The following is a 25,850-nucleotide window of genomic DNA, read 5'->3' as shown; positions in this document are numbered from 1 at the left end:
GCCCATGGCTGAGCTGGTGCGCACCAACGACCCCGCGATGATCTCGGTGATCGAGGGGCTGCTGACCTCCGCGGAGATCCCCTACCACGTCGCCGACCGCAACATGAGCGTGATGGAGGGCCTGATCCAGGTGATCCAGGTCCGGATCCTGGTGCCCGACGAGCGGATGGCCGAGGCCCGCGAGCTGCTCGTCGACGCCGAGCTGGAGGACTGGCTCAGCGACTGAGCAGGACGGGGATCCGGGTGACGGTGCCGGTGGCGCCACGCCAGGTGATCCACCCGTCGTCGCCCCCGCTCCCGGCCGCGCCGACCGTGAGCCGGAACGTCGCGCTCTCACCCGGCCCGAGCCGCACCGCCGCCGGCGTCACCCGCACGGCGTGCCGGGAGAAGCCGGTGGCGGACGAGGAGAAGTAGAGCCGCCGGCCGGTCACGTTGGTGATCGTCCGCTCGACGGTGCCGGCGCCGGCCAGCCGGATCGACGGCGTGTTCAGGTCCGTCAGGTCGCCGTCCAGCCAGGCCCGGTAGTCCTCGGGCGAGACGTCGTAGGCCAGTCCCGGGCGTACGGCGTCGTCCGGCGAGACCCGGCCGGTGCCCGCCCGGAGCACGTCGGAGCCCGGCACGCGGCGGGCGGTGGTGACCAGCGCCGAGCGGACCTGCGCCGGCGACCAGTCCTCGTGCCGGGAGCGGACCAGGGCGGCGACGCCGCTGGTGAGCGCCGCGGCCGCGGAGGTGCCGGTCATCAGGTCCCAGCCGGGGGCGGTCCCGTGGTGGGGCACGGCGCCGAGGAGCCCGACGCCGGTGGCCACCAGGTCGGGCTTGAGCGTCGCCGCTCCGGGGGTGCCGGGGCTCGACCAGGCGACCACGCGTGCGGGGGTCCGGACCAGGCCGCGCGGCTCGAGCCGCACCCGGGCGTCCGGGTGCGCGGTGAGCCAGTGCAGCAGGCGCCGCCCGGCGGCCTGGTCCACGTGCACGGTCGGCACCCGGTGGAAGTCGGCCACCAGGGCGCCGGGTCCGGCGTTGACCAGCACCATGCCGATGCCGCCGGCCAGGTCGATGGCAGCCGACTTGTCCACGCGGCCGACGGCCCCGCGCTCGCAGACCACGATCCGGCCCTCGACCCGGCCGGCGTCCAGGCTCCCGGGCGTGCAGACCCGGGCCTCGCTCCGGGTGGCGGCCGCGGTCGGCACGTCGGCGGCACGCACGAGCCGCGCCGGCCCGACGTCGCGGGCCGCGGCCATGGCGCCGGCGTACGACGCGCCGCCGGGGAGCACGACCCGACCGCGCCGTACGGGCCCGGTGGTCGCGCCGACCGAGGTCACCCACGGGCTGCGGTGGGCGGCCGGGGTCCGCGGGCTGTTGCCGGCCGCGCCGACGACGACCACGCCGCCCTCGGTGGCGCCGAGCAGCGCGCGCTCGACCGTGTCGATCCGGGACGGGCCACCGACCGAGAGGTTGAGGACGTCGACGCCGTCGGCCGTGGCGGCGTCGATCGCGGAGACGAGGTCGGCGCTCGCGCAGCCGTCGTCGGTGGGGTCGGGGGCGCTCCAGCAGGCCTTGTAGACCGCGAGCCGCGCCTGCGGGGCGACGCCGGCGTAGGTGCCGAGCCGCTGGCCGCGCACCCGCGCGGGGACGCCGGCGTTGCCGGCGACGATCGAGGCGACCTGGGTGCCGTGACCGTCGTCGTCGAGCGGGGAGAGCGAGGAGGCGGAGCGCAGCCGGTCGGTGCCGAACCCCCCGACGAACCAGCGGGCCCCGAGGATCTTGCGGTCGCAGGTGCTCGCCGGCCAGCCGTCGCCGGTCTCGCAGCTCCCGGCGAAGCCGCGCGGGGCCCGGCCGAGCCCGGTCACCGCCGAGAACAGCGGCGAGTCCGGCGCGATGCCGGAGTCCACCAGGCCGACCACCACCCCCGCACCGCCGCGGGTGGCGGCCGGGGTGCCGAGCAGGCCGGTGGTGACCGTGCGGCCGGCCAGCGGCCGCACGGTGTTGCGCTCGACGAGAGCGACGCGTGCGTCGGCGCGGAGCTGGGCGGCCTCGGTGGCCGAGAGGTCGACCGCGACGCCGTTGAGGGCGGTGGTCCAGCGGTAGACGGGGTCGGGGGCGCCCACCGTGTCGAGCACGGCGTCCTGCTCCGTGCGCATCCGGGCGGCGGCGAGCAGGTCGGTGTGGGTGCCCGAGGTGCCCGGCCCCGCAAGCGTGACGAGGTAGAGGGTGTCGGAGGCGCCCGCCGGGTCCGAGGTGTCCGGCTCGGTGGCCGACGTCGGGGCGAGCACCCCGAGGGGACCCAGGACGAGGGCAGCGGTCAGGGCCGCGGTCACTCCGCGCAGCGTCGTCCTCGGCGTCGTCATCGGCACCCCCTGTCACCTGAACCACTCATTGTGACAGGAGTTTCAGGATCCTCCCCAGGGATCCCTACTGTGGAGCCATGCACGCAGCGCCGCTGGTGGTCGGCTTCGACCTCGACATGACGCTGATCGACACCGCCCCGGGCTTCGGCGCCGTGCTCCGGGCGCTGGGTGCGGAGCTCGGCGTGGAGTTCCCTGTCGAGGAGATGACCGCCCGGCTCGGACCTCCGCTGGACCTGATGCTCGGCGAGCACCTGGCCGCCGACGCGGTCGGCCCGGCCGGGGACCGGTTCCGGGCGCTCTACCCCGACCACGCGATCGCCTCGGTGCCGCTCCTGGCCGGCGCCGAGGACGCGATCGCCGCCGTCCGCCGCCACGGTGGCCGGGTGCTGGTGGTCACCGGCAAGTACCCCGCCAACGCCCGGCTCCACCTCGACCACCTCGGCCTGGACGTCGACCACCTCGAGGGGTGGGTCTGGGGCGTCGGCAAGGCCGACGTGCTGCGCCGTGAGGGCGCCACGATCTACGTCGGCGACCACGTCCACGACGTCGAGGGCGCGCGGGCGGCCGGGGCGCTCAGCGTCTCGGTGCTGACCGGCGGGTGCACCCGCGAGGAGCTGCTCGAGGCCGGCACCGACGTCGTGCTCGAGGGCCTCGACGACTTCCCCGCGTGGCTCGAGGACCACCTGCTGACGCTGCGGCTCGACGCGCTCGAGGCCGACCTGCGCGAGCGCGGCTCGGTGCTGGTCGCCTACAGCGGTGGCGCGGACAGCGCGTTCCTGCTCGCGGCCGCCGTCCGCGCCCTCGGCCCGGACCGGGTCGCGGCCGCGACCGGCTACTCCCACTCGCTGCCGCTCGCCGAGCGCGACCCCGCGCGTGGGTTCGCCGCCTCGCTGGGCGTCGAGGTCCTCACCCCGGCCACCCACGAGATGGAGCGCGACGGCTACCGCGCCAACGGCGCCGACCGCTGCTACTTCTGCAAGGCCGAGCTCCTCGACGTGCTCACCCCGCTCGCCGCCGAGCACGGGCTGGCGCACGTGGCGACCGGGACCAACGCCGACGACGCCGTCGCCGGCTTCCGGCCCGGCATCCGGGCGGCCGACGAGCGCGGCGCGATCGCCCCACTGCGCGACGCCGGGCTGACCAAGGCCCAGGTCCGCGAGGCCTCGCGCCGGTGGGGCCTGCCGACCTGGGACAAGCCGGCGGCCGCCTGCCTCTCCTCCCGGGTCGCCTACGGCGTCGAGGTGACGCCGTACCGCCTGGGTCGGGTGGAGCGGGCCGAGACCGGGGTGCGCGCGGTGCTCGAGCCCGCCGGCCTGCGCCACCTGCGGGTCCGCGACCGCGGCGACCGGGCCTCGGTCGAGGTCGACGCGACGCTGCTGCCGCTGCCCGACGAGCTGGAGCGCCGGGTGCTCGACGCCGTCCGGGGGGCCGGGTTCGAGGCGGCCGAGGTGGATCCGCGCGGATTCCGGTCGGGGTCGATGAACGAGGCGCTATAGGCTGGAGTGCCCCAGTCCTACAGCGTTGAGAAGAAGGTCAGACCGTGCCCACTGGCAAGGTGAAGTGGTTCGACGCCGAGAAGGGTTTCGGCTTCCTCTCCCAGGACGACGGCCCCGACGTGTACGTGCGCTCGGAGGCCCTTCCGGACGGGATGACCGTGCTCAAGGCCGGCACTCGCGTCGAGTTCGGGATCGCGCAGGGCCGGCGCGGCGACCAGGCGCTCCAGGTGCGCGTCCTCGACGCGCCGGTCTCGGTCGCGCGCAACCAGCGCGACGCCCGCCGCAAGAAGCCCGAGGAGATGGTCTCGATCGTCGAGGACCTGATCCGGATGCTCGACGGCGTCGGCGAGGCCTACCGTCACGGCCGGCACCCCGACCCCCGTACGGCGAAGCCGGCCGCCAAGCTGCTCCGTGCCCTCGCCGACGAGCTCGAGCGCTAGCCCCCGTTGAGTCGGGAGTTCTGACGGTCGAGTCGGGAGTTCTGACGGTCGAGTCGGGAGTTTCCTCCGGACCCGACCGTCACCCGACCCGAGTCGACCTGCGTGGACTGTTGACGAGCACGAACACCGCCCACGCAGCGAGCACCACGGCCGCGACGCCGAGGCCCAGCCGCGGGGGGTCGAGGGGCATGGCGATGCCGACGAAGCCGCCGATCACCCACGCCAGCTGCAGGGTGGTGTCGCTGCGGGCGAACGCGCTGGCCTGCACCCGGTGCGGGATGTCGCGCTGGATGGTCGCGTCGAGGGAGAACTTCGCCAGCGCCTGGCCGAGACCGGCCACGAGGCCGAGCAGCGCGACCGTGAGCACGCCGTACAGCAGCGCGGCGACGACCGCCACGCCCACGTCGGCCACCAGCACGGCGGTCACCGTGATCGAGGGGCTGATCCGCCGGAACAGCGACGCCGCGACCACGCCGAGGAAGTTCCCGACGCCCGCCGCGCCGACCACGATCCCGGTCAGCACCTGCGGGCTCCAGTCGCCGATCGGGTTCTCGCGCAGCAGGAAGGCCATGAACATGATGAGGAACCCGGCGAGCCATCGCGGGCCGCAGTTGGCGCGCAGCGCGTAGGCCACCGCCGGCGGGATCCGGGTCCGGTGTCGACCCGAGCCGCGGGATGTCTCCGGACCGCGGAGCACCAGCTCCTCCTCGCCCTGGCTGGAGTCGACCCGGGCCGGCAGCCGGATCGCGGCCACCGTCGCGACCACGAACAGCACGAACGCGTACCTCAGCACCCACTCCGAGCCGGCCAGCGAGGCCAGACCGGCGATCGGCGCCGAGATGGCGACCCCCACGATCCCCGACATCGAGACCCGCCCGTTGGCCTTGACCAGCGTGAAGTCCTTCGGCAGCAGACGCGGTACGGCGGCCGCGCGGGTCACGCCGTACGCCTTGGACGCCACGAGCACGCCGAGCGCGGCGGGGAACAGCAGCGCGGACTCGGTGACGACCGCGTCGGCCAGCACCCAGCAGAGGAACGCCCGGATCGCCATCGTCGCGCCGATCGCCCACCGCCGGCCGTGGGCGAACCGGTCGAGGAACGGGCCGATCAGCGGTGCGACGATCGCGAACGGGAGCATCGTCAGCCCGAGGAACAGCGCGACCTGGCCGCGGGCCTCCCCGGAGGGGACCTGGAAGAACAGCGAGCCGGCCAGCGAGATCGCCACCGCCGCGTCACCTGCGGTGTTGAACGTGTGCATCTGGATCAGGCGCGACAGGCCCGACTCGCCGGCGCCCTCCGCCTCCGCGGCCCGCTTCGCCTGGCGCACCGTGAACCGTCCGAAGCGCTGGGTCGCGCGGGCGGTGGCGCCGAGCCCCCGCACCATCTTCGACCCCCGCCCGGTGGTCGGTGTCTCGGGCGACGGGGCGGACATGGGCCCATCCTGCCGCACCCGACCTGACAGTCGGTGCGGACATGAGTCATGATTCCGTGGTGATCACGACCACGCGACCCAAGCCCGACTCCGCCACGGTGGCGGCGGTGGACGTGGCCCGCGACGCCCTCGTCGAACAGGTCGGCGCGGCCGACGTCGGCGAGCACCTCGGCCACGAGGTCGAGGGCGAGCGGGTGGTCACCCACCTCTTCGCCTGCACCCGCCCCGGGTACGTCGGATGGCGCTGGTCCGTCACCGTCGCGCGGGCGCCGCGCCAGAAGCACGTGACGATCGACGAGGTCGTGCTGATCCCGGGCGCCGAGGCGATCGTGGCCCCGCCCTGGGTGCCCTACCGCGAGCGGATCAAGCCGGGGGACCTCTCCCCGGGCGACTTGCTGCCGGTCGACGACGAGGACCCGCGCCTGGTCCCGACGTACTCCTACGGCGACGACCCGCTCGACGCCGACGACAAGGCCCAGATCCGCCAGGTCGCCCAGGACCTCGGCCTCGGCCGGGTCCGCACGCTGTCGCCGGAGGGCCGCGAGCTCGCCGCCCAGCGCTGGTACGACGGCGACGGCGGGCCGGACGCGCCGCTGGCCCGCTCGGCCCCGGACAGCTGCACGACCTGCGGCTTCCTGCTGCGGGTCGCCGGCCCGCTCTCGGAGCTGTTCGGCGTGTGCGCCAACGGTGACGCCAACGACGACGGCCGCGTCGTGTCCTTCGACCACGGCTGCGGCGCCCACTCCGAGGTCCGGCTGGCCAAGAAGCACGAGCCGCTCCCGCCGCCCGAGCCCGTGGTCGACACGATCAACCCCGACGACATCGAGCACTTCTAGGCAGCGCTAGGCGGCCGAGGCCTCCTCGGCCAGCTCCCGGCGCGCCTTGCGGCGGCGCCGGCAGTACTCCAGCCCGAACAGCCCGAGCCCGAAGCCGGCCAGGCACGTCCACAGCCACCACTCGTTGCCGGCGTCCTGGAGCCGTCCGTAGAACGGCAGCAGCGCGAGGAACCCGACCAGCCACAGCCCGGTGCCGACCTCGACGGTGCGGACGCCGTCGACGTCGAGCGGCTCGACGTCCGCGACGAAGAACGTGCGGTTGCCGAACTCGTGCTGCAGCGGCTGGTTGTCGCGAAGCTCCACGCGAGACACGCTAGTCGACGGCCTCCGGGTCTGCGATGCTTGCGGCCCGTGAGCACACACACGACCACGGGTCGCAGCGGCCTGGACCGCTACTTCAAGATCACCGAGCGCGGCTCGACCATCGAGCGTGAGATCCGCGGTGGCCTCGTCACGTTCTTCACGATGTCCTACATCATCGTGCTGAACCCGATCATCCTGTCCGGCGCGGTCGACATGGACGGCAAGCACCTCGGGGGCGCCGACGGCTTCGTCGCGATCGCAGCCGGCACGGCGTTGGTCGCGGGGGTGATGACGATCCTCATGGGGGTGGTGGCCAACTACCCGCTCGCGCTCGCCACCGGCCTCGGCCTGAACGCGTTCGTCGCGTTCTCGGTCGCCAACCAGATGACCTGGGCCGACGCGATGGGCCTGGTGGTCATCGAGGGTCTGGTGATCCTCGTGCTGGTGCTCACCGGCTTCCGCGAGGCTGTGTTCCACGCCGTGCCTCCCCAGCTCAAGATCGCGATCTCGGTGGGGATCGGCCTGTTCATCGCGCTGATCGGCTTCGTCGACGCCGGGTTCGTGCGCCGCATCCCCGACGCGGCCCAGACCACGGTGCCGGTCCAGCTCGGCCAGACCGGGCAGCTCTCCGGCTGGCCGGTGCTGGTGTTCGCCTTCGGCCTGGTGCTGGTGATCGCCCTGTGGGTCAACAAGGTGCGCGGCGCCATCCTGCTGTCGATCATCGGCACGACCCTGGTGGCGATCATCGTCGAGGCCGTCGCCGACCTCGGGCCGAGCACGGAGAACCCCAAGGGCTGGAGCCTCAACGTGCCGGCCTGGCCCGACGACGTCATCGCGACGCCGCACTTCGACACCCTCGGTGAGTTCAGCCTGCTCGGGTCCTGGGAGAACGCCGGCGTCGTGACCGTGCTGCTGCTGATCTTCACGCTGATGCTCGCCGACTTCTTCGACACGATGGGCACCATGACCGCGATCGGCGCCGAGGCCGGCCTGCTCGAGGAGGACGGCACCCCGCCCAACACGCGCCGCATCCTCGTCGTCGACTCCCTGGCCGCGGCCGCCGGCGGCGCCGCCGGAGTCTCCTCCAACACCTCCTACATCGAGTCCGCCTCCGGTGTCGGCGAGGGCGCCCGCACCGGGCTCGCCTCGGTGGTGACCGGCGTGCTGTTCCTCGCGGCGATCTTCATCGCCCCCGTCGTCGAGATCATCCCGTCCGAGGCCGCGGTCCCCGCCCTCGTGCTGGTCGGCTTCCTGATGATGCAGCAGGTCAAGGGCATCGACTGGGACGACCTCGAGATCGCGATCCCGGCGTTCCTCACCATCGTGCTGATGCCGTTCACTTACTCGATCTCGGTCGGCATCGGCGCGGGCTTCCTCGCGTTCGTGCTGATCAAGGTCGTCCGCGGCAAGGTCGCCGCCGTCCATCCGCTGATGTGGGTCGTGGCCGCCCTGTTCGTCGTCTACTTCGCGATCAACCCGATCACCAACTGGCTCAGCTAGGCACCCACCACGTTGACCCGCCCGAAACTTTCGGGCGGGTCAACGTCATTTCCAGCCACAGCGGGAATCGTTAGCACAGGTAATGAGTTATGCTAACGATATGTCAACGCTGCAGAAGGTCGCCAGGACGGACGCCGGGCTCGCCTCGGAGCTCCGCCTCAGCGTGATGCGCCTGCGGCGCCGACTCGCCGTCGAGCGGCACCCGGACAACGAGCTGAGCATCAACCAGATGGGCGTGCTCGGGGTCCTCACCCGCTCGGGCGGCGCCCTGACCGTCGGCGAGCTGGCCGCGGCCGAGAAGGTCCAGCCCCCGTCGATGACCCGCACCGTCAACTGCCTCGAGCAGAGCGGCGACGTCGTACGCCGCCCCCACGAGACCGACGGCCGTCAGGTCGTCGTCGAGCTCTCCGAGCAGGGCCGCGCGCGCGTCCTCGCCGACCGCGATCGTCGCGACGCCTGGCTCGCCCGGCGGCTCAAGGAGCTGACGCCCGAGGAGCGGGCGATCCTCCGCCAGGCCGCCCCCATCCTCGCCAACCTCGCTCAGAAGGACTGACCACCACACCTTGAGTCCCACGTTCCGCTCGCTGCGCAACCCCAACTACCGGCGCTACCTGGCCGGCAGTCTGGTGTCGAACACCGGCACCTGGATGCAGCGGGTGGCACAGGACTGGCTGGTGCTCCAGCTCCCCGGCAACAGCGGCAGCGAGCTCGGCATCACCACCGGCCTTCAGTTCCTCCCGATCCTGCTCCTCAGTCCGTACGCCGGCGTCGTGGCCGACCGGTTCCCCAAGCGGCGGCTGCTGCAGGTGACGCAGGCGATGATGGCGCTCGCGTCACTGGCCCTGGGCCTGGTCGCCGTCCTCGGGGTGGCCCAGACCTGGCACGTGTACGTGATCGCGCTGCTCTTCGGCGTCGGTGCGGCGTTCGACGGCCCGGCCCGCCAGTCGTTCGTCTCGGAGATGGTCGGTCCCGACGACCTCACCAACGCCGTCGGCCTCAACTCCGCGAGCTTCAACGCCGCCCGCATCCTCGGCCCCGCGGTGGCCGGCCTGATGATCGGCGCGCTCGGCGGCGGCGCCGAGGCGACCGGCTGGGTGATCCTGGTCAACGCGGCGTCCTACCTCGCGGTGATCGCGCAGCTCCAGCGTATGGAGGCCGCCCTCCTGCACCCCACCGAGATCCAGCCGCGCTCGCCGGGCATGCTCGTCGAGGGCGTCCGCTACGTGCGCAGCCAGCCCAAGATGGTGCTGATCATGATCATGGTGTTCTTCGCGGGCACGTTCGGCATGAACTTCCAGATCACCTCCGCGCTGATGGCCACCGAGGTGTTCGGCAAGGGCGCGGGGGAGTACGGCGTGCTCGGCTCGGCCCTGGCGGTCGGGTCGCTGACCGGCGCGCTGCTCGCCGCCCGTCGGGTGCGGATCCGGGTGCGGCTGCTGGTGGTGGCCGCGCTGGGCTTCGGGATCGCGGAGGTCGTGGCCGGGCTGCTGCCGACGTACCTCTCGTTCGCGCTGTTCGCCCCCATCATCGGGTTCTTCACCCTGACGTTCCTCAGCTCGGCCAACGCGACCCTCCAGCTCGAGTCGGCTCCGGCGCTCCGGGGTCGGGTGATGGCGCTCTACATGACGATCCTGATGGGCGGTACGCCGCTCGGTGCGCCGGTCATCGGACGGATCGCGCAGGACCTCGGTGCCCGCTGGGCGCTGATCATCGGTGGGCTGCTCACCATCGGCGGCGTACTCTTGGCCCTGGCCGTGCACGCCCGCCTCGATCGGGGGGTGCGCACCGTTTTGACCGTGCCGACCCACCCGGGTAGCCTTTTTCCTCGTGTCTGGGACAACCAGGCCGTTGTGCGTGCCCGGAAGCAATCGGGGAGTCAGGTTCTCGAGTCCGGCACCGAAAACCCCGTCAACGGAACCCTCGCGGGAAGTCGTTGACAAGTGCGGTCAGGGCGACACGCCCGACCTCGGGGGCGAGCGACGAGGGTTGACCTAGCACCACCCGGACACGAGCAGAACACCGTGCGGACAGAGCGTCCGTACTGAGAGCGGAAAAGAAGGGGAACCACCCGGTGCCCACCATTCAGCAGTTGGTCCGCAAGGGCCGCCAGGACAAGGTGTCGAAGAACAAGACGCCTGCCCTCAAGGGTTCGCCCCAGCGACGCGGTGTGTGCACCCGCGTCTACACCACGACTCCGAAGAAGCCGAACTCCGCCCTCCGCAAGGTCGCCCGCGTGCGCCTGTCGAGCGGCGTCGAGGTCACGGCGTACATCCCGGGCGTCGGCCACAACCTGCAGGAGCACTCGATCGTGCTCGTGCGCGGCGGCCGTGTGAAGGACCTCCCCGGTGTCCGCTACAAGATCATCCGCGGCACGCTCGACACCCAGGGTGTGAAGAACCGTAAGCAGGCCCGCAGCCGCTACGGCGCCAAGAAGGAGAAGAGCTGATATGCCGCGCAAGGGTCCCGCTCCGAAGCGGCCGATCGACATCGACCCGGTCTACGGGTCGCAGCTGGTCTCCCAGCTCGTGTCCAAGGTCCTCATGGACGGCAAGAAGCAGGTCGCACAGCGCATCGTCTACACCGCGCTCGAGGGCTGCCGCGAGAAGACCGGCACCGACCCGGTCGTCACGCTGAAGCGTGCGCTCGACAACGTCAAGCCGGCGATCGAGGTCAAGTCCCGCCGCGTCGGCGGTGCGACCTACCAGGTCCCGATCGAGGTCAAGGGCACGCGCGGCACCACGCTCGCGCTGCGCTGGCTGGTCGGCTACGCCGCCGACCGTCGTGAGAAGACCATGCACGAGCGCCTCATGAACGAGATCCTCGACGCGTCCAACGGCCTCGGTGCCGCTGTGAAGAAGCGTGAGGACACCCACAAGATGGCCGAGTCCAACAAGGCCTTCGCGCACTACCGCTGGTGACCTCGGTGGGAGCCGGCGACCCCGGCTCCCGCCGCCCACCAGACTTCCAACTTTCTAAGGAACGCACAGACAGTGGCTGTCGACATCACCACGGACCTCAACAAGGTCCGCAACATCGGCATCATGGCGCACATCGACGCCGGCAAGACCACCACCACCGAGCGCATCCTCTTCTACACCGGCATCACCTACAAGATCGGTGAGGTCCACGAGGGCGCGGCCACGATGGACTGGATGGAGCAGGAGCAGGAGCGCGGCATCACGATCACGTCCGCCGCGACGACCTGCTGGTGGAAGGACCACCAGATCAACATCATCGACACCCCCGGGCACGTGGACTTCACGGCCGAGGTCGAGCGCTCGCTGCGCGTCCTCGACGGTGCCGTCGCGGTGTTCGACGGTGTCGCCGGTGTCGAGCCCCAGACGATGACGGTGTGGCGGCAGGCCAACAAGTACTCCGTCCCGCGGATGTGCTTCGTCAACAAGCTCGACCGCACCGGCGCGGACTTCTTCCGCTGCGTGGACATGATGGTCGAGCGCCTCAACTCCACCCCGCTGGTCCTGCAGCTGCCGATCGGCGCCGAGTCGGACTTCCTGGGTGTCATCGACCTGGTCGGCATGCGCGCGCTCACCTGGCGCGGCGAGACCAAGATGGGCGAGGACTACGAGATCGAGGAGATCCCCGCGGAGCTGGCCGAGCAGGCCGCCGAGTACCGCGAGAAGCTCCTCGAGACGCTGGCCGACGCCGACGACGCGATCATGGAGAAGTTCCTCGAGGGCGAGGAGCTCTCGGTCGAGGAGCTCGAGACCGCGATCCGTCGCGCCACGCTCGCCGACAAGATCAACCCGGTCCTGTGCGGCACCGCGTTCAAGAACAAGGGCGTCCAGCCCCTGCTCGACGCCGTCGTGAAGTACCTGCCCTCGCCCCTCGACATCGGCGAGATCATCGGTCACTCCGTCAAGGACGAGAACGAGCAGGTCTCCCGCAAGCCGTCGGACTCCGAGCCGTTCTCCGGCCTGGCCTACAAGATCGCCTCGGACCCGCACCTCGGCAAGCTGATCTACGTCCGGGTCTACTCCGGCAAGCTCGAGGCCGGCTCGACGGTGATCAACTCGGTCAACGGCCGCAAGGAGCGGATCGGCAAGGTCTACCAGATGCACGCCAACAAGCGTGAGGAGATCGCGTCGGTCGGCGCCGGGCAGATCGTGGCGGTCATGGGTCTGAAGGACACCAAGACCGGCCACACCCTCTGCGACGCGCAGCACCAGGTCGTGCTCGAGTCGATGACGTTCCCGGCCCCGGTGATCGAGGTCGCGATCGAGCCCAAGACCAAGAGCGACCAGGAGAAGCTCGGTACGGCGATCCAGCGCCTCTCCGACGAGGACCCGACGTTCACCGTCAAGTCCGACGAGGAGACCGGCCAGACGATCATCGCCGGCATGGGCGAGCTCCACCTGGAGATCCTGGTCGACCGAATGCGCCGGGAGTTCCGCGTGGAGGCCACCGTCGGCAAGCCGCAGGTCGCCTACCGCGAGACCGTCCGCCGCAAGGTGGCGAACCACAGCTACACCCACAAGAAGCAGACCGGTGGGTCGGGCCAGTTCGCGAAGGTCGTCATCTCCCTCGAGCCCAACATCGACCCGGAGACCGGGACCGGCGCGGGCTACGAGTTCGTCAACAACGTCTCGGGTGGCCGCGTGCCGCGCGAGTACATCCCGTCGGTCGACCAGGGTGGCCAGGACGCCATGGAGTTCGGCGTGCTCGCCGGCTACCCGATGGTCGACGTGAAGTTCACGCTCGAGGACGGCGCCTACCACGACGTCGACTCGTCCGAGCTCGCGTTCAAGATCGCCGGCAACCAGGCCTTCAAGGAGGCCGCCCGCCAGGCCAAGCCGGTGCTGCTGGAGCCGATGTTCGCCGTGGAGGTGACCACGCCGGAGACCTTCCTCGGCACCGTCATCGGCGACATCAACAGCCGCCGCGGCCAGATCCAGGCACAGGAGGAGCGTCACGGTGACATGGTCATCAACGCCCTCGTGCCGCTGTCCGAGATGTTCGGGTACGTTGGCGACCTGAGGTCCAAGACCTCCGGCCAGGCTTCGTACTCGATGGAGTTCGACTCGTACGCCGAGGTTCCCACGAACATCGCCGACGAGATCATCAAGAAGGTGCGCGGCGAGTAGTCGCGGCGGACCCTCGGCACCACCCCCAGCAAGTACGAGTCAAGTAACAACCCAACCAGGAGGAGCCCACAGTGGCTAAGGCGAAGTTCGAGCGGACCAAGCCGCACGTCAACATCGGCACCATCGGTCACATCGACCATGGCAAGACGACGCTCACCGCGGCGATCACCAAGGTGCTGCACGACAAGTACCCGGACCTGAACCCCTTCACGCCGTTCGACGAGATCGACAAGGCCCCTGAGGAGCGTCAGCGCGGTATCACCATCTCGATCGCGCACGTCGAGTACCAGACCGAGTCGCGCCACTACGCGCACGTCGACTGCCCCGGTCACGCGGACTACATCAAGAACATGATCACCGGTGCGGCCCAGATGGACGGCGCGATCCTCGTGGTCGCCGCCACCGACGGCCCGATGCCGCAGACGCGTGAGCACGTGCTGCTCGCCCGCCAGGTCGGTGTGCCCGCCCTGGTCGTCGCCCTGAACAAGTGCGACATGGTCGACGACGAGGAGCTCATCGAGCTCGTCGAGATGGAGGTGCGCGAGCTCCTCTCCGAGTACGAGTTCCCGGGCGACGACATCCCGGTCGTGCGCGTGGCGGCCTTCCCGGCCCTCAACGGCGACGCCAAGTGGGGCGAGTCGATCATCGAGCTGATGGACGCGGTCGACGAGGCCATCCCGACCCCCGAGCGTGAGACGGACAAGCCGTTCCTCATGCCGGTCGAGGACGTCTTCACGATCACCGGTCGCGGCACCGTCATCACGGGCCGCATCGAGCGCGGCATCGTCAAGGTCGGTGAGGAGGTCGAGATCGTCGGCATCCGCGACACCGCCCAGAAGTCGACCGTCACCGGCGTCGAGATGTTCCGCAAGCTGCTCGACGAGGGCCAGGCCGGCGAGAACGTCGGGCTGCTGCTTCGTGGCACCAAGCGCGAGGACGTCGAGCGCGGCATGGTCGTCATCAAGCCGGGCACCACGACCCCGCACACCAACTTCGAGGCCTCGGTCTACATCCTCTCGAAGGAGGAGGGCGGCCGTCACACGCCGTTCTTCAACAACTACCGCCCGCAGTTCTACTTCCGTACGACGGACGTGACCGGCGTCGTGACCCTCCCCGAGGGCACCGAGATGGTCATGCCCGGCGACAACACGGAGATGGCCGTTGAGCTGATCCAGCCCATCGCCATGGACGAGGGTCTGCGGTTCGCGATCCGCGAGGGTGGCCGCACCGTCGGCGCCGGCCGGGTCACCAAGATCACGAAGTGATCGCCTGATCCACCCAAAGGGCCCCGAGAGCTGCGCAGCAGCTTTCGGGGCCCTTTGCTGTGGATGAGCCATCCTGCGCGCTTGCCAGCCGAGTCGGTGCCCCGCGGCCGTCACCCCAGCAGGGCGTCCAGCGCCTCCGCGAACACCTCGGTGTGCCGGTCGACGTCGGCGGGGGTGTGCGCGGGGGAGAACAGCGCCATGTTGTGGAACGGCGTGAGCAGCACGCCCCGGTTGAGGCACCACAGGTGCAGGAACCCCTCGAGCTCCTCGTCGACGGCCGCCGCGGCGGCGGCTCCGTCGCGCGGGGGCGGGCAGAACCAGTACTCCGCGCGGCAGCCCAGCCGCTGCACGTGCCAGGGCAGATCGTGCTCGGCGATCACTCCGGCGACGCCGGCGGCGAACCGCTCCGCGAGCGGCACCGCCACCGCGAAGTCCTCGTCGCGCAGGCAGGTGGACAGGGTGGCCCGGATCGCCGCCAGCGCGAGGGCGTTGCCGGTGAGCGTGCCGCCGACCCCGGCGACGTCGATCTCGTGGTCGAGCATGGGGCCGGTGAGCCGCTCGGCGACCTCGGCGCTCATGCCGTACGCCGCGCACGGCACCCCGCCGCCGATCGGCTTGCCCACCACCACGAGGTCGGGGTCGAGACCCCAGGCGGCGGTTGCGCCACCGGGGCCGGTGCAGAGCGTGTGGGTCTCGTCGATCACCAGCAGCACGCCGTGCCGCCGGGTGATCTCGCGGACCGCGTCGAGGTAGCCCGGCTCGGGCAGCACGATCCCGATGTTGGTCAGCGCGGGCTCCATCAGCAGGCAGGCGACGTCGCCCTCGGCGAGCCGTCGGTCCAGCGCGTCGGCGTCGTTGAACGCGACCACGGCCGTGGTGTCGGCGACGTCGACCTGCGGCCCCAGCGCTCCGGGACGCGGGGCGACCCGGTCGCCGTCGAGGACGGCGAGGGTCTCGTCCACGGTGCCGTGGTAGCACCAGTCCATGACCGCGACCCGGGGCCGGCCGGTGAGGTGCCGGGCGAAGCGCAGCACGAACCGGTTGGCATCCGTCGCCGACATCGCGAGCTGCCAGGTCGGCAGCCCGAACCGGCGGGCGAGCTCCTCGCCGACCCAGATGGCGTCCGCGGAGGGGAGCATCGTGGTCAGCCCCGTGCGGGCTCGGGTCGCGATGGCGTCGGCGACCTGCGGCAGCGCATGGCCGGTCATCGCGCCGGTGTCGCCGAGGCAGAGGTCGACGTACTCCCGACCGTCGACGTCGACGAGCCTGGCTCCCGAGGCGGACTCGAAGAACAGCGGGAACCGTCCGGGCCAGCGGGTCATCCAGGGCATGGGAACGCCCGCGAGCAGGGGCCCGCGTGCGCGTGCCGCCAGTTCGGCGGAGCGAGGGTGGGTGGTGCCGAAGCGCTCCTCCTCGGCTGCTCTCAGGTCGGCGAGGCGGGTTCGGTCCAGCACCCGGTCAATCTAGTAGGCGGACGGCTCAGTGGACGGGAGCCGGCACGTTCGCGTGCGTCACCGGCCAGGTCACCCGGGTGTGGACCTGCTCGGGGTCGACGTCGGGGGCGGAGAGGTACTCCTCCCACATCGTCTCCTGGTCGAGCACCAGGTGGTGCCGGGCGGCGTAGTCCTGGAGTGCGTCGTAGGTCTCGGTGAGCCGCTCGTAGGGGCCGATGTGGACCGTGGAGATCACTCGCCCGGCCGGCAGGCGCATCACCTCGACGGTGCCGTCGCTCTCGAACGCCTGGTCGACGACGAAGCCCGCGGAGACCCGGAAGTGCCCGTTGGTCTGCTTGGTGTAGTAGCCCACGGCGGGTCCGGTGATCGGCACGCGCACCTGGGCGAGGTAGCGGGCCACGGTCCCGAACGACCCGGCCATCAGCTCCTCGATGTCCTCGTGCTCCCAGGGGAACGACGCGACGGCGATCCTCCGGCCGGCCTCGTGCACGTCGTCGATCGTCTGGTTCATGTCCCTCACTACCTCCGTTGATCTGCTCACCTCTGACGCTAGAAACGCGGCCGGACAGGGAGTAGGGCCGAAGGGCACGGTTGGCAGGGACGGCCGGCACGCACCCGGCACGCGGTACGGCGGGCGTGGGGGAGGATGGTCCCATGTCCGACGACGCCCCAGCCGGAGTGCGCCCCGCACGACCTCACCACAAACTGACCGAGGACGGTCGGCGGATGCGCGAGGTGCTGACCTACTCGCGGCGCGGCAACCGCTTCAGCCCGCGCCAGGAGGCCGCCTGGGGCGCCTACGCCCACCTCTGGTGGGTGCCCGACGAGACGGTCGACGACCCCGGGTTCTCGTTGGCCGGCTGCTTCGGCCGCACCGCCCCGCTGATCGTCGAGATCGGCTCGGGGATCGGGGAGTCGACCGTGGCTCTCGCCGCGGCCAGGCCCGACCACGACGTGGTGGCCTTCGAGGTCTGGCGACCCGGCGTCGCCGACACCTTGGGCCGGATCGGTGCGGCCGGGCTCTCCAACGTCCGGCTGCTCAGCGTCGACGCGGTCTGGTCGATGGAGCACCTGGTGCGGCCGGGCAGCCTCGCCACGCTATGGACGTTCTTCCCGGACCCGTGGCACAAGACCAAGCACCACAAGCGCCGGTTGGTGACGCCGTCATTTGCGAGCCTGGCCGCGGACCGGCTGATGCCCGGCGCCGAGTGGCGCCTGGCCACCGACTGGGCCGACTACGCCGACCAGATGGTCGAGGTGCTCGACGCCGAGCCGCTGCTCGACGGCGGTGTCGTGGACCGCTGGGCCGAGCGACCGGTGACGAAGTTCGAGCGCAAGGGCATCGCCGCCGGCCGGGCGATCACCGACCTCGCGTACGTCCGCGTGCCGTAGGCGGCGGCGCGGTGGTGCTCCGCACCACCAGCCTCGTCGGCAGCAGCACCTGCTCGGGCTCCCACTCGGGGAGGGTCAGCGAGCGCAGCACCTGCTGGGCGGCCACCCGGCCCTGCTCGTGCACCGGCTGGGCCACGGTCGTCAGCTCGAAGAACCCCGCCATCTCGTGGTCGTCGATGCCGATCACCGAGAGGTCATCGGGCACCTGCAGATCGAGCTCGCGGGCGGCGCGCAGCACCCCGATCGCCATCTCGTCCGATGCGGCGAAGATCGCGGTCGGAGGGTCCGCGCGCTCGAGCAGCTCGCGGCCGGCACGCATCCCGCCGGCGAAGGTGAACTCGCCGTTGGCCTCCAGGCCCGGCTCGGACACCAGCCCGGCCGCGAGGAGCGAGTCGCGGTAGCCCGCCAGCCGCGCCGTGGGCGCCGTGAAGTCGAGGACGCCCTCGGTCGCGCCGCCGACGTACCCGATCCGGCGATGCCCCAGGTCGATCAGGTGCTCCATCGCGGTGGCGGCGGCATGGCGGTCGTCGATGCGGACCGTCGCCCAGCCGGGCAGGTCCGCCCCGACCACGGTCACCGGCCGCCCGAGCCGCCGGAGGCGCTGCAGCTCCTCCTCGCTGGGCTTGAGGCTGAGCACCAGCACGGCGTCGACGCGCTTGGTCAGCAGGTTGGTCTCGAAGACCCGGTGCCGCGCCGAGGGATCGCCCGCGAGGTTGTAGAGCAGCAGGTCGTAGCCGCGCTCGCGCAGCACCTCCTCGGCGCCCTGCACGACGGCGGCGAAGAACCAGCGGGTCACGAACGGGACGATCACCGCGACCGTCCGGGTCTGCCCGCTGGCCAGGCCGGCGGCGCTCGGCGAGGGCACGTAGCCCAGCCGACGCGCGGTCTCCTGGACCCGGGTGCGGGTCTCCTCCGAGACGCCCGGGAGACCGCGCAGGGCGCGCGAGACCGTCGCGGTCGACATCTCGACCTCGCGAGCGACGTCCTTGATGCCCGTCACAGCGGGAGCGCTCCCACTTTACCGGTCCAGGTACTACGATGGGGCCCATGAGCCTGCATCTGCCCGACGGAAGCACCCTCGCGTACGGCGCCGCCACGGCGTCCTACCAGATCGAGGGGGCGAGCACCGAGGACGGTCGCGGCGTCTCGATCTGGGACACGTTCGCGGCCCGACCGGGCGCGATCCGGGACGGGTCGGACGGCTCGGTCGCGTGCGACTCCTACCACCGCTACGAGGAGGACGCCGACCTGCTCGCCGGGCTGGGCGTCGGCTGGTACCGCTTCTCGATCGCCTGGCCGCGGATCGTGCCGGAGGGCACCGGCCGGGTCGAGACGCGCGGCCTCGACTACTACGACCGCCTGGTCGACGCCCTGCTCGCGCGCGGCGTCTCGCCGACGGCCACGCTCTACCACTGGGACCTGCCCCAGGCCCTCGAGGACCGCGGCGGGTGGCTGGAGCGCAGCACCGCCGAGGCGTTCGCCGACTACGCGATGGTCGTCCACGAGCGCCTCGGCGACCGGGTCGGCGTCTGGGCGACCCACAACGAGCCGTGGTGCGCGGCCTACCTCGGCTACGCCGCCGGCATCCACGCGCCCGGACGGCGCGAGGGCGGCCGGGCCCACGTCGCGGCCCACCACCTCGTGCTCGGCCACGCGCTGGCCGCGGAGCGGCTCCACGCGGCGGGCGTCACCGACGTGGGCATGGCGCTCAACCTGGCGCCGTTCTGGCCGGAGACCCCGGAGGCCGAGGCGGCCGCCGACGGCATCGACGCGATCCGCAACCGGCTCTGGCTGGGCCCGCTGGTCGACGGCGCGTACGACGACGGCCTCCTGGCGGTCGCCCCCGAGCTGGCCGATCCCGCCGTCGTCCGCGACGGCGACCTCGAGCTCGCCCGCGGCTCGGCCGACTGGATCGGCATCAACTACTACACGCCGTTCCGCCCGGCGGTGCCCGACCCGAGCATCCCGGTGCACCACGAGCTCGACGCTTACCCCGGCGCCGCACCCGTCTCGATCGTCGTGCGCGAGCCGCGCACCGACATCGGCTGGGAGGTCGACGCCCGCGGCCTCGAGGAGCTGCTCGTCGAGACCCACGCCCGCACCGGCCTCCCGCTCGTGGTCACCGAGAACGGCGCGGCGTACCCCGACGACCGCCTCGTCGAGGGTGCCGTGGGGGTCATCGACGACCAGGACCGAATCGGCTACCTGCGCGACCACGTCGCGGCGACCGAGCGCGCGCGGGCCGCCGGAGCGGACGTCCGGGCCTACATCCTCTGGACGCTGCTGGACAACTTCGAGTGGGCCGAGGGCTACACCAAGACCTTCGGCGTGGTGCAGGTCGACCCCAAGGACCAGACCCGGACGCCCAAGGCGTCGTACCGGTGGTTCGCAGAGCACATCGCCGGGGCCGGCTGAGCGCCGTACGGCGTTCGACCCGACCCCGGCGTGCACGGTCCTGACCTAGCCCTTGACGCTTCCGGCCAGCAGCCCGCGGACGAAGTACCGCTGGAGCGACAGGAAGACGATCAGCGGCACGATCAGCGAGACGAAGGCACCCGCGGACAGCAGGAACCAGTCGTTGCCGCGGGTGCCCGAGAGCTCCGCGAGGCGCACCGTCAGCGGTGAGACCTCGAGGCTGCCGCCACCGAACACCAGCGCGACGAGCAGGTCGTTCCAGACCCACAGGAACTGGAAGATGCCGAAGGCGGCGATGGCGGGTGCCATCAGCGGCAGCATGATCCGGGTGAAGATCTGCACGTGCGCGGCGCCGTCGACTCGGGCCGACTCGATGAGCTCGCCGGGGATCTGGCTCATGAAGTTGTGCAGCAGGTAGATCGCCAGCGGGAGCGCGAAGATCGAGTGCGAGAGCCAGATCGTGTAGAAGCCTCCGCCGGGGGCCTCCGAGCCCGCGAAGCCCTGGTTCACGTACAGCTTCAGCAGCGGGATCATCGTGACCTGGATCGGCACGATCTGGAGCGCGAAGACCGCCACGAACAGGAAGTCGCGGCCCGGGAACTTCATCCACGCGAACGCATAGGCTGCCATCACCGCGATGCTGATCGGGATCAGCACCGACGGAACGGTGATGATGATCGAGTTGATGAAGTACGTCGACAGGTTGGTGTCGCTGCCGTTGAGGACCTGGTCGTAGTTGGCGAGGGTCCAGTTCTTCCATGGCGTCGAGGTGATGAAGGCGCTCCACCAGCCGCTGGTCTTGATGTCACCCTCCGGGCGGAACGACGTGACCAGCAGGCCGAACGTCGGGAGCGTCCAGACCACGGCGATGATGATCGCCGTCAGCGATGCCCAGGGAGAGCTGAGCGCGCGCTTGGCGGTCGCGGCGACGGGCTCCTGGGCCACGAGGGCCTCGACGCCCTTCTCGTCGGGGACGGCGGTGGTCATCGTGCCTCCAGCTTGCGCATCTGACGGACGTTGTAGATGACGATCGGCATCACGAGCAGGAAGATCAGCGACGCGATCGCCGTGGCCAGCCCCTGGTTCGCCGAGTTGAAGTACTCCCGGTAGAACTGGTAGGCCAGCACGCTGGTGTCGAAGTTGCCGCCGGTCATCGTGCGGACGATGTCGAACGCCTTGAGCGTGGTGATGCTGATCGTGGTGAGCACGACGATCAGCGAGGGTCGGATGCTCGGCACCGTGATGTAGCGGAACATCTTCAGGCCGCCCACGCCGTCGAGCGTCGCGGCTTCGATGATGTCGTCGGGGATGGCCTTGATCGAGGCCGAGAGGATCGTCATCGCGAAGCCCGCCTGCACCCAGATCATCACGATGATCAGGAACACCGTGTTCCACGGGTCGTTGAGGATGAACTTGTAGGTGTCGAAGCCGAGGCCCTTGAGGATCGCGTTCGCGATGCCGATCTGGGTGTTGCTGGAGTCGCGGTAGTCGTACACGAACTTCCAGATGATCGACGCGCCGACCAACGAGATCGCCATCGGCAGGAAGATCAGCGCCTTTGCGACCTTCTCGAAGCGGGACCGGTCGACGAGCACGGCGTACACGAGCCCGATGAACGTGGACAGGATCGGGACCAGGAGGACCCAGGCTGCGGTGTTGCGCAGCACGAGCAGCTGGTCGGAGTCGGTGAAGATCGTCTTGTAGTTGTCGAACCCGACGGCGGCGTCGCCGGTCCGGTCGAAGAACGACTGGTAGATGGTCGTGACCGCCGGGTAGAGCAGGCCGACGCCGATCAAGATGATGGCCGGCAGGATGAATGCCGCCGACTGGATCAACTCGCCCCGGCGGGACCGGAGCCGTTGGGTAAGCAACAAGATGATCGCGACGACGGCGAAGAACACCGCGATCGCGATCAGCATCTGGATGAACTTCTCACCTGTGGACATACAGGCAACTCCCGATGGACTCGGGCCGGCGAGCGGCGGCTCGGCAGCCGGGCGGACGGCGAGATCAGTGGGTCAGAGATCGGTGGAGATGCGCCGGGCCGCGACACCCGCCCGTCCGGGCAGGTGTCGCGGCCTGGCAGATGGAACCAGGAACGGGTCCTCCCCGCCGGTCAGCGACCGACGGGGAGGAGGTCCGTCACGGCCAGGAGGCCTCGATGTTGTCGAGGGCGTCCTGGGTGCTCTCGCCGGTGATCCAGTTCGTCATTTCCTTCCAGAACGACCCGGCGCCGACCTCGCCCGGCATCATGTCGGAACCGTCGAAGCGGAACACCGCGTCGGGGTTCTGCAGGATCTCGCCGGACAGCTTGTCGACCGGGCTGGCGAGGTTGGCGATGTCCAGACCCGTGTTGGCGCTGACCCAGCCGCCGTTCGGGGTGGCCTTGGCCTTCTCGTTGGCCCACTGGTCGCTGGACAGGTAGGTCTGGAACGCCTGGACCTCGGGAGCGTCCGAGAACGCCGCGACGAACTCGCCGCCGCCGAGGACCGGGCTGCCGAACTCGTCACCCATCGGGGGCAGGTAGAAGGCGAAGACCTGGCCGTTCTCCGACACGTCCGTGCCCTCGTCCCAGTTGGCGGCGTAGAAGCTCGCCTGGCGGTGCATGGCGCACTTGCCCTCGAGGATCGGCAGGCCGCCGTCCTGGAACGCGGTCGTGGCGATCGAGCTGACGTCACCGATGCCGCCGTTGACGTACTTGTCGTTCTTCAGGATCGCGCCGACGTTGTCGAGGCTCTCGACGACCTTGGGGTCGTTGAACGGGATCTCGTGGGCGACCCACTGGTCGTAGACGTCCGGGCCGACCGAGCGGAGCAGCACGTCCTCGAGCCAGTCGGTGGCCGGCCAGCCGGTGGCCTCACCGGACTCGATGCCTGCGCACCACGGCTTGATGCCGGTGGCCGCGATCGTGTCGGAGAGGGCGAGCATGTCGTCCCACGTGGTCGGGATCTCCCAGCCGTTGTCGGCGAACATCTTGGGGGAGTACCACACGAACGACTTCACGTTCGCGCCCAGCGGGGCGGCGTAGAGCTTGCCGTCGACGCTGCCGTACGAGCGCCAGTCCTCGCCGAACCACTTGTCGACGTTGGCCGCCACGGTGTCGGGAGCCTCGACGACCTTGCCGGTGCCGACCAGGGTCTGCAGGAGGCCGGGCTGCGGGATGTAGGCGATGTCCGGCGGGTTGCCGGACTGGACGCGCACCTGCAGCTGGGTCTCGAACTCCTTGGAGCCCTCGTACTTGACGTCGGCCCCGGTGCAGTCCTCGAAGACCTTCCAGGAGTCGATGTGGGGCTTGTCCTCGGGCGCGACGATCGAGGTGTAGACGGTGACGTCCTTGCCGGACAGGTCACCGAACTGGGTGAGCTGGGCGCACTCCGCCTTGCCCTCGCCAGGCGACTTGCCGCTGGCCTCCCCGCTGCCCTTGTCGTCGTCGCTCCCGCCACATCCGGCGAGAACGAGTCCTGCGCTCACGAGAGCGGCAGTGACTGCCATCCCCCGGCGCGTCTTGCGTGATCGCATGCGTGCTTCCTCTCTGCGTTGTCAGCAGGTCCGTCCTGGGTCCGCGTGCCCGAAACCCGCTCCGTCGAGAATGATGCAAACGTTTACGCTCCGCGCCGTCAAGGACGAGCCGTAACGTTTCCGTAACGTGCACCACATTTCCGTGGGAACGCTCCCAAACCCGCCGAAACTTCTCGGCCGAGGGGTGGGAACCGGACGATCTCCATCGCTGCCGTCAACGGGATGTTGCCGGTACGGACCATCGTGGGTGCGGCATCCATCCGGCGGGAGGGACCAATGACAGCAGAACTTGTTGACCTTGGGCCCGCGCATGGTCACGGTTCGTGACCTTGGCCGGCCGGCTGCCTCACCCGCCCATCGGCCGGTCTCGGGTCGGTCCCGAGGCGTCCTCAGGACGTCCTGAGTTCGGGGCCGCTCGGCCCCGAACGGGGGTCAGCCGCCGGCGGTGAGTCGCCGGCGCAGCGCCGCCTCCCGAGCCAGCCGGGCGGCGTCGCGCTCGCGCCGGGCGGCGACGACCGCGGCGAGGAACGCCTCCGGCGGGGTGCCGGCCGGCGGCGGGGGAGCGACGTACTCGGCGACGGCGGCAGCGAGCCGCTCGCCGACGGCGGTGCGGGAGGCGGGGTCGATCTGGGGCAGCCGTCCGAGGTACTGGCGGACGGCGAGCGACAGCCCGACCGGCAGCGAGGCGAGGTCGGCACCGGCCGCCCACGCGGCCAGCCCCGGGGGCATCGCCGGGGGCGCGGGCAGCTGCAGCGCGACCCGCTCGCGCACGACGTAGGTGCCGGCGGCGAAGTCGCCCAGCCGCTTGCCGCGCGCGCTCAGCAGCGCCGAGAAGAACGCCGGGCCGCCGGCGAACGCGTAGATCTCCACGACGCCGACCAGGGCCCGGACGAACGCGTGCTGGAACGAGATGGGGCCGGCGTCGTCGCGCACCGTGCGCAGCCCGAGGGCGAGCTTGCCGAGCGTGCGGCCCCCCGTCAGCGTCTCGAGCGTCGTCGGGAAGCCGACCAGCGAGACGATGACCGCGGCCAGCACCGCCACCTGGACTAGGGCGTCGTCGGCCTGCACGGCCGCGACCACCAGACCGAGCAGCAGCGCGACGAGGAGGACGCCCGTCGCCAGCGCGTCGATCAGCCCGGAGGCGATCCGCACCCCGAGGCTGGCGGGTGGGAGGTCGAGCGCGACCGCCTCGCCGGTGACGAGGTCGTCGGTGGTGAGCGTCGCGAGCTCGGGGGTCGCCATCGCTGGCCAGTGTAGGAGCGCTGGGACCTTAGGCTCGGCGCATGGACCTCGATGCGTACGTCGGCGCGCACGCGCCGGAGTGGCGGCGCCTCGAGGAGCTGACCCGCAAGCACCGGCTCACGGGCGCGGAGGCCGACGAGCTCGTCGAGCGCTACCAGCAGGTCGCCACCCAGCTCTCGGTCGTGCGGACCTCGGCCCCGGACGCGACGGTGGTCGCGCACCTCTCCTCGCTGCTCTCGCGCGCCCGCAACCGGGCCGCCGGGGCGCGGACGGGGACCTGGCGGGGTGTCCGGCTGTTCTTCAGCGAGCGCTTCCCCGCCGCGCTCTACCGGCTGCGGTGGTGGTGGCTGGCGACGCTCGCCGCCAACGTGGCCGTCACGGCGGTGATGATGCTGTGGCTCCTGGAGCACCCGGCGGTCGAGCAGAGCCTGCTCTCGCCGGAGCAGGTCGACCAGCTCGTCTCCCACGACTTCGAGGACTACTACAGCGAGTACGCCGCGAGCCACTTCGCCGCGCAGGTGTGGGTGAACAACGCGTGGGTCGCCGGGCTGTGCCTGGCACTGGGTGTGCTCGGCGTACCGATCGTGTACCTGCTGTTCCAGAACGTCGCGAACCTGGCGATCATCGGATCGATCATGATCCGGCACGACCACGGGGCGCACTTCTGGGGGCTGATCCTGCCGCACGGGATGCTCGAGCTCACCGCGGTCTTCGTCGCGGGCGGGGTCGGCCTGCGGCTGTTCTGGTCGTGGGTCGAGCCCGGTGCGCTGACCCGCACCCAGTCGCTGGCCCATGAGGGACGCACCGCCGGCACCGTGGCCCTCGGCCTGGTCGCCGTGCTGTTCGTCAGCGGGCTGATCGAGGCGTTCGTGACGCCCTCGGGCCTGCCCACCTGGGCGCGGATCGGCGTCGGCGTCCTCGCCGAGGCGGTCTTCCTCGCCTACGTGTTCGTGCTCGGCCGGGACGCCGCCCGCCGCGGCGCGACCGGCGACCTGGACGCCGCGCTGCTGGAGGACCGGGTCGCCACCCAGGCGTGAGCGGAGACGCGCCAGCGGATCCGCTGATGGTGGTCGAGCGAGGCGCGCGGCTGAGGGACGAAGCCGCGACCG

At 71.0% G+C, this 25,850-nt stretch carries 24 protein-coding genes; 14 read left to right on the top strand and 10 right to left on the bottom strand.

The window, feature by feature from the left end:
- Positions 1 to 4: 4 nt before the first annotated feature.
- On the top strand, positions 5 to 226 hold the full coding sequence (locus QQZ14_RS20005) for a putative signal transducing protein (RefSeq protein WP_284536168.1): 222 nt from the start codon (positions 5 to 7) through the stop codon (positions 224 to 226).
- Here the strand turns inward: QQZ14_RS20005 and QQZ14_RS20000 are convergent.
- Positions 216 to 2,345, bottom strand: coding sequence for a S8 family serine peptidase (locus tag QQZ14_RS20000; protein ID WP_284536167.1), 2,130 nt, complete (start codon positions 2,343 to 2,345; stop codon positions 216 to 218). The genes QQZ14_RS20005 and QQZ14_RS20000 overlap by 11 nt on opposite strands.
- Positions 2,346 to 2,422: 77 nt before the next feature.
- Between QQZ14_RS20000 and larE the strand changes: the two genes are divergently transcribed.
- Both larE and QQZ14_RS19990 read left to right on the top strand, forming a co-directional pair.
- Entirely contained in the window at positions 2,423 to 3,841 is a 1,419-nt protein-coding gene (gene larE, locus QQZ14_RS19995; protein WP_284536166.1) for an ATP-dependent sacrificial sulfur transferase LarE, read from the top strand.
- A gap of 44 nt (positions 3,842 to 3,885) precedes the next feature.
- Positions 3,886 to 4,281: a cold-shock protein gene (locus tag QQZ14_RS19990; RefSeq protein WP_284536165.1), complete on the top strand. Its 396-nt coding sequence runs from the start codon at positions 3,886 to 3,888 to the stop codon at positions 4,279 to 4,281.
- Between the two features lie 79 nt (positions 4,282 to 4,360).
- On the opposite strand, the gene QQZ14_RS19985 is transcribed toward QQZ14_RS19990, so the two are convergent.
- Positions 4,361 to 5,713 (bottom strand): MFS transporter, encoded by a 1,353-nt coding sequence (locus QQZ14_RS19985; RefSeq protein WP_284536164.1) that lies wholly within the window; start codon positions 5,711 to 5,713, stop codon positions 4,361 to 4,363.
- Between the two features lie 41 nt (positions 5,714 to 5,754).
- Between QQZ14_RS19985 and QQZ14_RS19980 the strand changes: the two genes are divergently transcribed.
- Positions 5,755 to 6,549: a DUF3027 domain-containing protein gene (locus QQZ14_RS19980; protein WP_446740506.1), complete on the top strand. Its 795-nt coding sequence runs from the start codon at positions 5,755 to 5,757 to the stop codon at positions 6,547 to 6,549.
- Between the two features lie 6 nt (positions 6,550 to 6,555).
- Here QQZ14_RS19980 and QQZ14_RS19975 read toward each other — a convergent pair whose 3' ends face one another.
- The gene (locus QQZ14_RS19975) at positions 6,556 to 6,852 is read right to left on the bottom strand and encodes a DUF2530 domain-containing protein (RefSeq protein WP_284536162.1); all 297 of its coding nucleotides are present in this window, start codon (positions 6,850 to 6,852) and stop codon (positions 6,556 to 6,558) included.
- A 48-nt stretch (positions 6,853 to 6,900) separates the two neighbouring features.
- Between QQZ14_RS19975 and QQZ14_RS19970 the strand changes: the two genes are divergently transcribed.
- From QQZ14_RS19970 to tuf, 7 genes are all read left to right on the top strand, one after another.
- Complete coding sequence (locus QQZ14_RS19970; RefSeq protein WP_284536161.1) at positions 6,901 to 8,352, top strand: NCS2 family permease; 1,452 nt, start codon at positions 6,901 to 6,903, stop codon at positions 8,350 to 8,352.
- A 100-nt stretch (positions 8,353 to 8,452) separates the two neighbouring features.
- Positions 8,453 to 8,905: a MarR family winged helix-turn-helix transcriptional regulator gene (locus QQZ14_RS19965; protein WP_284536160.1), complete on the top strand. Its 453-nt coding sequence runs from the start codon at positions 8,453 to 8,455 to the stop codon at positions 8,903 to 8,905.
- 10 nt (positions 8,906 to 8,915) lie between these two features.
- Complete coding sequence (locus QQZ14_RS19960) at positions 8,916 to 10,289, top strand: MFS transporter (RefSeq protein WP_284536159.1); 1,374 nt, start codon at positions 8,916 to 8,918, stop codon at positions 10,287 to 10,289.
- Positions 10,290 to 10,423: 134 nt separating this feature from the next.
- Entirely contained in the window at positions 10,424 to 10,798 is a 375-nt protein-coding gene (gene rpsL, locus QQZ14_RS19955) for a 30S ribosomal protein S12 (RefSeq protein WP_011757353.1), read from the top strand.
- 1 nt (position 10,799) lies between these two features.
- Positions 10,800 to 11,270: a 30S ribosomal protein S7 gene (gene rpsG, locus QQZ14_RS19950; RefSeq protein ID WP_284536158.1), complete on the top strand. Its 471-nt coding sequence runs from the start codon at positions 10,800 to 10,802 to the stop codon at positions 11,268 to 11,270.
- Positions 11,271 to 11,342: 72 nt separating this feature from the next.
- On the top strand, positions 11,343 to 13,454 hold the full coding sequence (gene fusA, locus QQZ14_RS19945) for an elongation factor G (protein ID WP_284536157.1): 2,112 nt from the start codon (positions 11,343 to 11,345) through the stop codon (positions 13,452 to 13,454).
- A 71-nt stretch (positions 13,455 to 13,525) separates the two neighbouring features.
- Entirely contained in the window at positions 13,526 to 14,719 is a 1,194-nt protein-coding gene (gene tuf, locus QQZ14_RS19940; protein WP_284536156.1) for an elongation factor Tu, read from the top strand.
- Positions 14,720 to 14,829: 110 nt separating this feature from the next.
- Here the strand turns inward: tuf and QQZ14_RS19935 are convergent, their stop codons facing one another.
- Complete coding sequence (locus tag QQZ14_RS19935) at positions 14,830 to 16,173, bottom strand: aspartate aminotransferase family protein (RefSeq protein WP_284536155.1); 1,344 nt, start codon at positions 16,171 to 16,173, stop codon at positions 14,830 to 14,832.
- A gap of 25 nt (positions 16,174 to 16,198) precedes the next feature.
- Entirely contained in the window at positions 16,199 to 16,684 is a 486-nt protein-coding gene (locus tag QQZ14_RS19930) for a GyrI-like domain-containing protein (RefSeq protein WP_284536154.1), read from the bottom strand.
- Positions 16,685 to 16,899: 215 nt separating this feature from the next.
- On the opposite strand from QQZ14_RS19930, the gene trmB reads away from it, so the two are divergent.
- The gene (gene trmB / locus QQZ14_RS19925) at positions 16,900 to 17,565 is read left to right on the top strand and encodes a tRNA (guanosine(46)-N7)-methyltransferase TrmB (RefSeq protein WP_284536153.1); all 666 of its coding nucleotides are present in this window, start codon (positions 16,900 to 16,902) and stop codon (positions 17,563 to 17,565) included.
- Here the strand turns inward: trmB and QQZ14_RS19920 are convergent.
- Complete coding sequence (locus QQZ14_RS19920; RefSeq protein WP_284536152.1) at positions 17,534 to 18,565, bottom strand: LacI family DNA-binding transcriptional regulator; 1,032 nt, start codon at positions 18,563 to 18,565, stop codon at positions 17,534 to 17,536. The two genes, trmB and QQZ14_RS19920, sit on opposite strands and share 32 nt — an antisense overlap.
- Before the next feature lie 47 nt (positions 18,566 to 18,612).
- On the opposite strand from QQZ14_RS19920, the gene QQZ14_RS19915 reads away from it, so the two are divergent.
- A complete protein-coding gene (locus tag QQZ14_RS19915) occupies positions 18,613 to 19,980 on the top strand; it encodes a GH1 family beta-glucosidase (protein WP_284536151.1) in 1,368 nt (455 codons plus the stop codon).
- Between the two features lie 45 nt (positions 19,981 to 20,025).
- Here QQZ14_RS19915 and QQZ14_RS19910 read toward each other — a convergent pair whose 3' ends face one another.
- The 4 genes from QQZ14_RS19910 to QQZ14_RS19895 form a co-directional block, all read right to left on the bottom strand.
- Positions 20,026 to 20,967 (bottom strand): carbohydrate ABC transporter permease, encoded by a 942-nt coding sequence (locus QQZ14_RS19910; RefSeq protein ID WP_284536150.1) that lies wholly within the window; start codon positions 20,965 to 20,967, stop codon positions 20,026 to 20,028.
- Entirely contained in the window at positions 20,964 to 21,926 is a 963-nt protein-coding gene (locus QQZ14_RS19905) for a carbohydrate ABC transporter permease (RefSeq protein ID WP_284536149.1), read from the bottom strand. The genes QQZ14_RS19910 and QQZ14_RS19905 overlap by 4 nt, the downstream gene beginning before the upstream one ends.
- 196 nt (positions 21,927 to 22,122) lie before the next feature.
- The gene (locus tag QQZ14_RS19900) at positions 22,123 to 23,451 is read right to left on the bottom strand and encodes an ABC transporter substrate-binding protein (RefSeq protein WP_284536148.1); all 1,329 of its coding nucleotides are present in this window, start codon (positions 23,449 to 23,451) and stop codon (positions 22,123 to 22,125) included.
- A gap of 480 nt (positions 23,452 to 23,931) precedes the next feature.
- Entirely contained in the window at positions 23,932 to 24,741 is an 810-nt protein-coding gene (locus tag QQZ14_RS19895; RefSeq protein WP_284536147.1) for an RDD family protein, read from the bottom strand.
- A 41-nt stretch (positions 24,742 to 24,782) separates the two neighbouring features.
- Here QQZ14_RS19895 and QQZ14_RS19890 point away from each other — a divergent pair, with 41 nt between their 5' ends.
- Positions 24,783 to 25,778, top strand: coding sequence for a stage II sporulation protein M (locus QQZ14_RS19890; protein ID WP_284536146.1), 996 nt, complete (start codon positions 24,783 to 24,785; stop codon positions 25,776 to 25,778).
- The last annotated feature ends 72 nt before the right edge of the window (positions 25,779 to 25,850 follow it).

The organism is Nocardioides sp. T2.26MG-1 (genome assembly GCF_950101795.1).
Taxonomy (GTDB): domain Bacteria; phylum Actinomycetota; class Actinomycetes; order Propionibacteriales; family Nocardioidaceae; genus Nocardioides.
Note: the sequence above shows the minus strand (reverse complement) of the source record. Positions and strands in the feature narration are given on the sequence as shown.

Bases quoted from the DNA above. Each gene is read 5' to 3' on its own strand.
- QQZ14_RS20005 (WP_284536168.1), top strand. From the start codon at position 5: ATGGCTGAGCTGGTGCGCACCAACGACCCCGCGATGATCTCGGTGATC.
- QQZ14_RS20000 (WP_284536167.1), bottom strand. From the start codon at position 2,345: ATGACGACGCCGAGGACGACGCTGCGCGGAGTGACCGCGGCCCTGACC.
- larE (WP_284536166.1), top strand. From the start codon at position 2,423: ATGCACGCAGCGCCGCTGGTGGTCGGCTTCGACCTCGACATGACGCTG.
- QQZ14_RS19985 (WP_284536164.1), bottom strand. From the start codon at position 5,713: ATGTCCGCCCCGTCGCCCGAGACACCGACCACCGGGCGGGGGTCGAAG.
- QQZ14_RS19980 (WP_446740506.1), top strand. From the start codon at position 5,755: ATGAGTCATGATTCCGTGGTGATCACGACCACGCGACCCAAGCCCGAC.
- QQZ14_RS19965 (WP_284536160.1), top strand. From the start codon at position 8,453: ATGTCAACGCTGCAGAAGGTCGCCAGGACGGACGCCGGGCTCGCCTCG.
- rpsG (WP_284536158.1), top strand. From the start codon at position 10,800: ATGCCGCGCAAGGGTCCCGCTCCGAAGCGGCCGATCGACATCGACCCG.
- QQZ14_RS19930 (WP_284536154.1), bottom strand. From the start codon at position 16,684: ATGAACCAGACGATCGACGACGTGCACGAGGCCGGCCGGAGGATCGCC.
- trmB (WP_284536153.1), top strand. From the start codon at position 16,900: ATGCGCGAGGTGCTGACCTACTCGCGGCGCGGCAACCGCTTCAGCCCG.
- QQZ14_RS19915 (WP_284536151.1), top strand. From the start codon at position 18,613: ATGAGCCTGCATCTGCCCGACGGAAGCACCCTCGCGTACGGCGCCGCC.
- QQZ14_RS19910 (WP_284536150.1), bottom strand. From the start codon at position 20,967: ATGACCACCGCCGTCCCCGACGAGAAGGGCGTCGAGGCCCTCGTGGCC.
- QQZ14_RS19905 (WP_284536149.1), bottom strand. From the start codon at position 21,926: ATGTCCACAGGTGAGAAGTTCATCCAGATGCTGATCGCGATCGCGGTG.
- QQZ14_RS19895 (WP_284536147.1), bottom strand. From the start codon at position 24,741: ATGGCGACCCCCGAGCTCGCGACGCTCACCACCGACGACCTCGTCACC.
- QQZ14_RS19890 (WP_284536146.1), top strand. From the start codon at position 24,783: ATGGACCTCGATGCGTACGTCGGCGCGCACGCGCCGGAGTGGCGGCGC.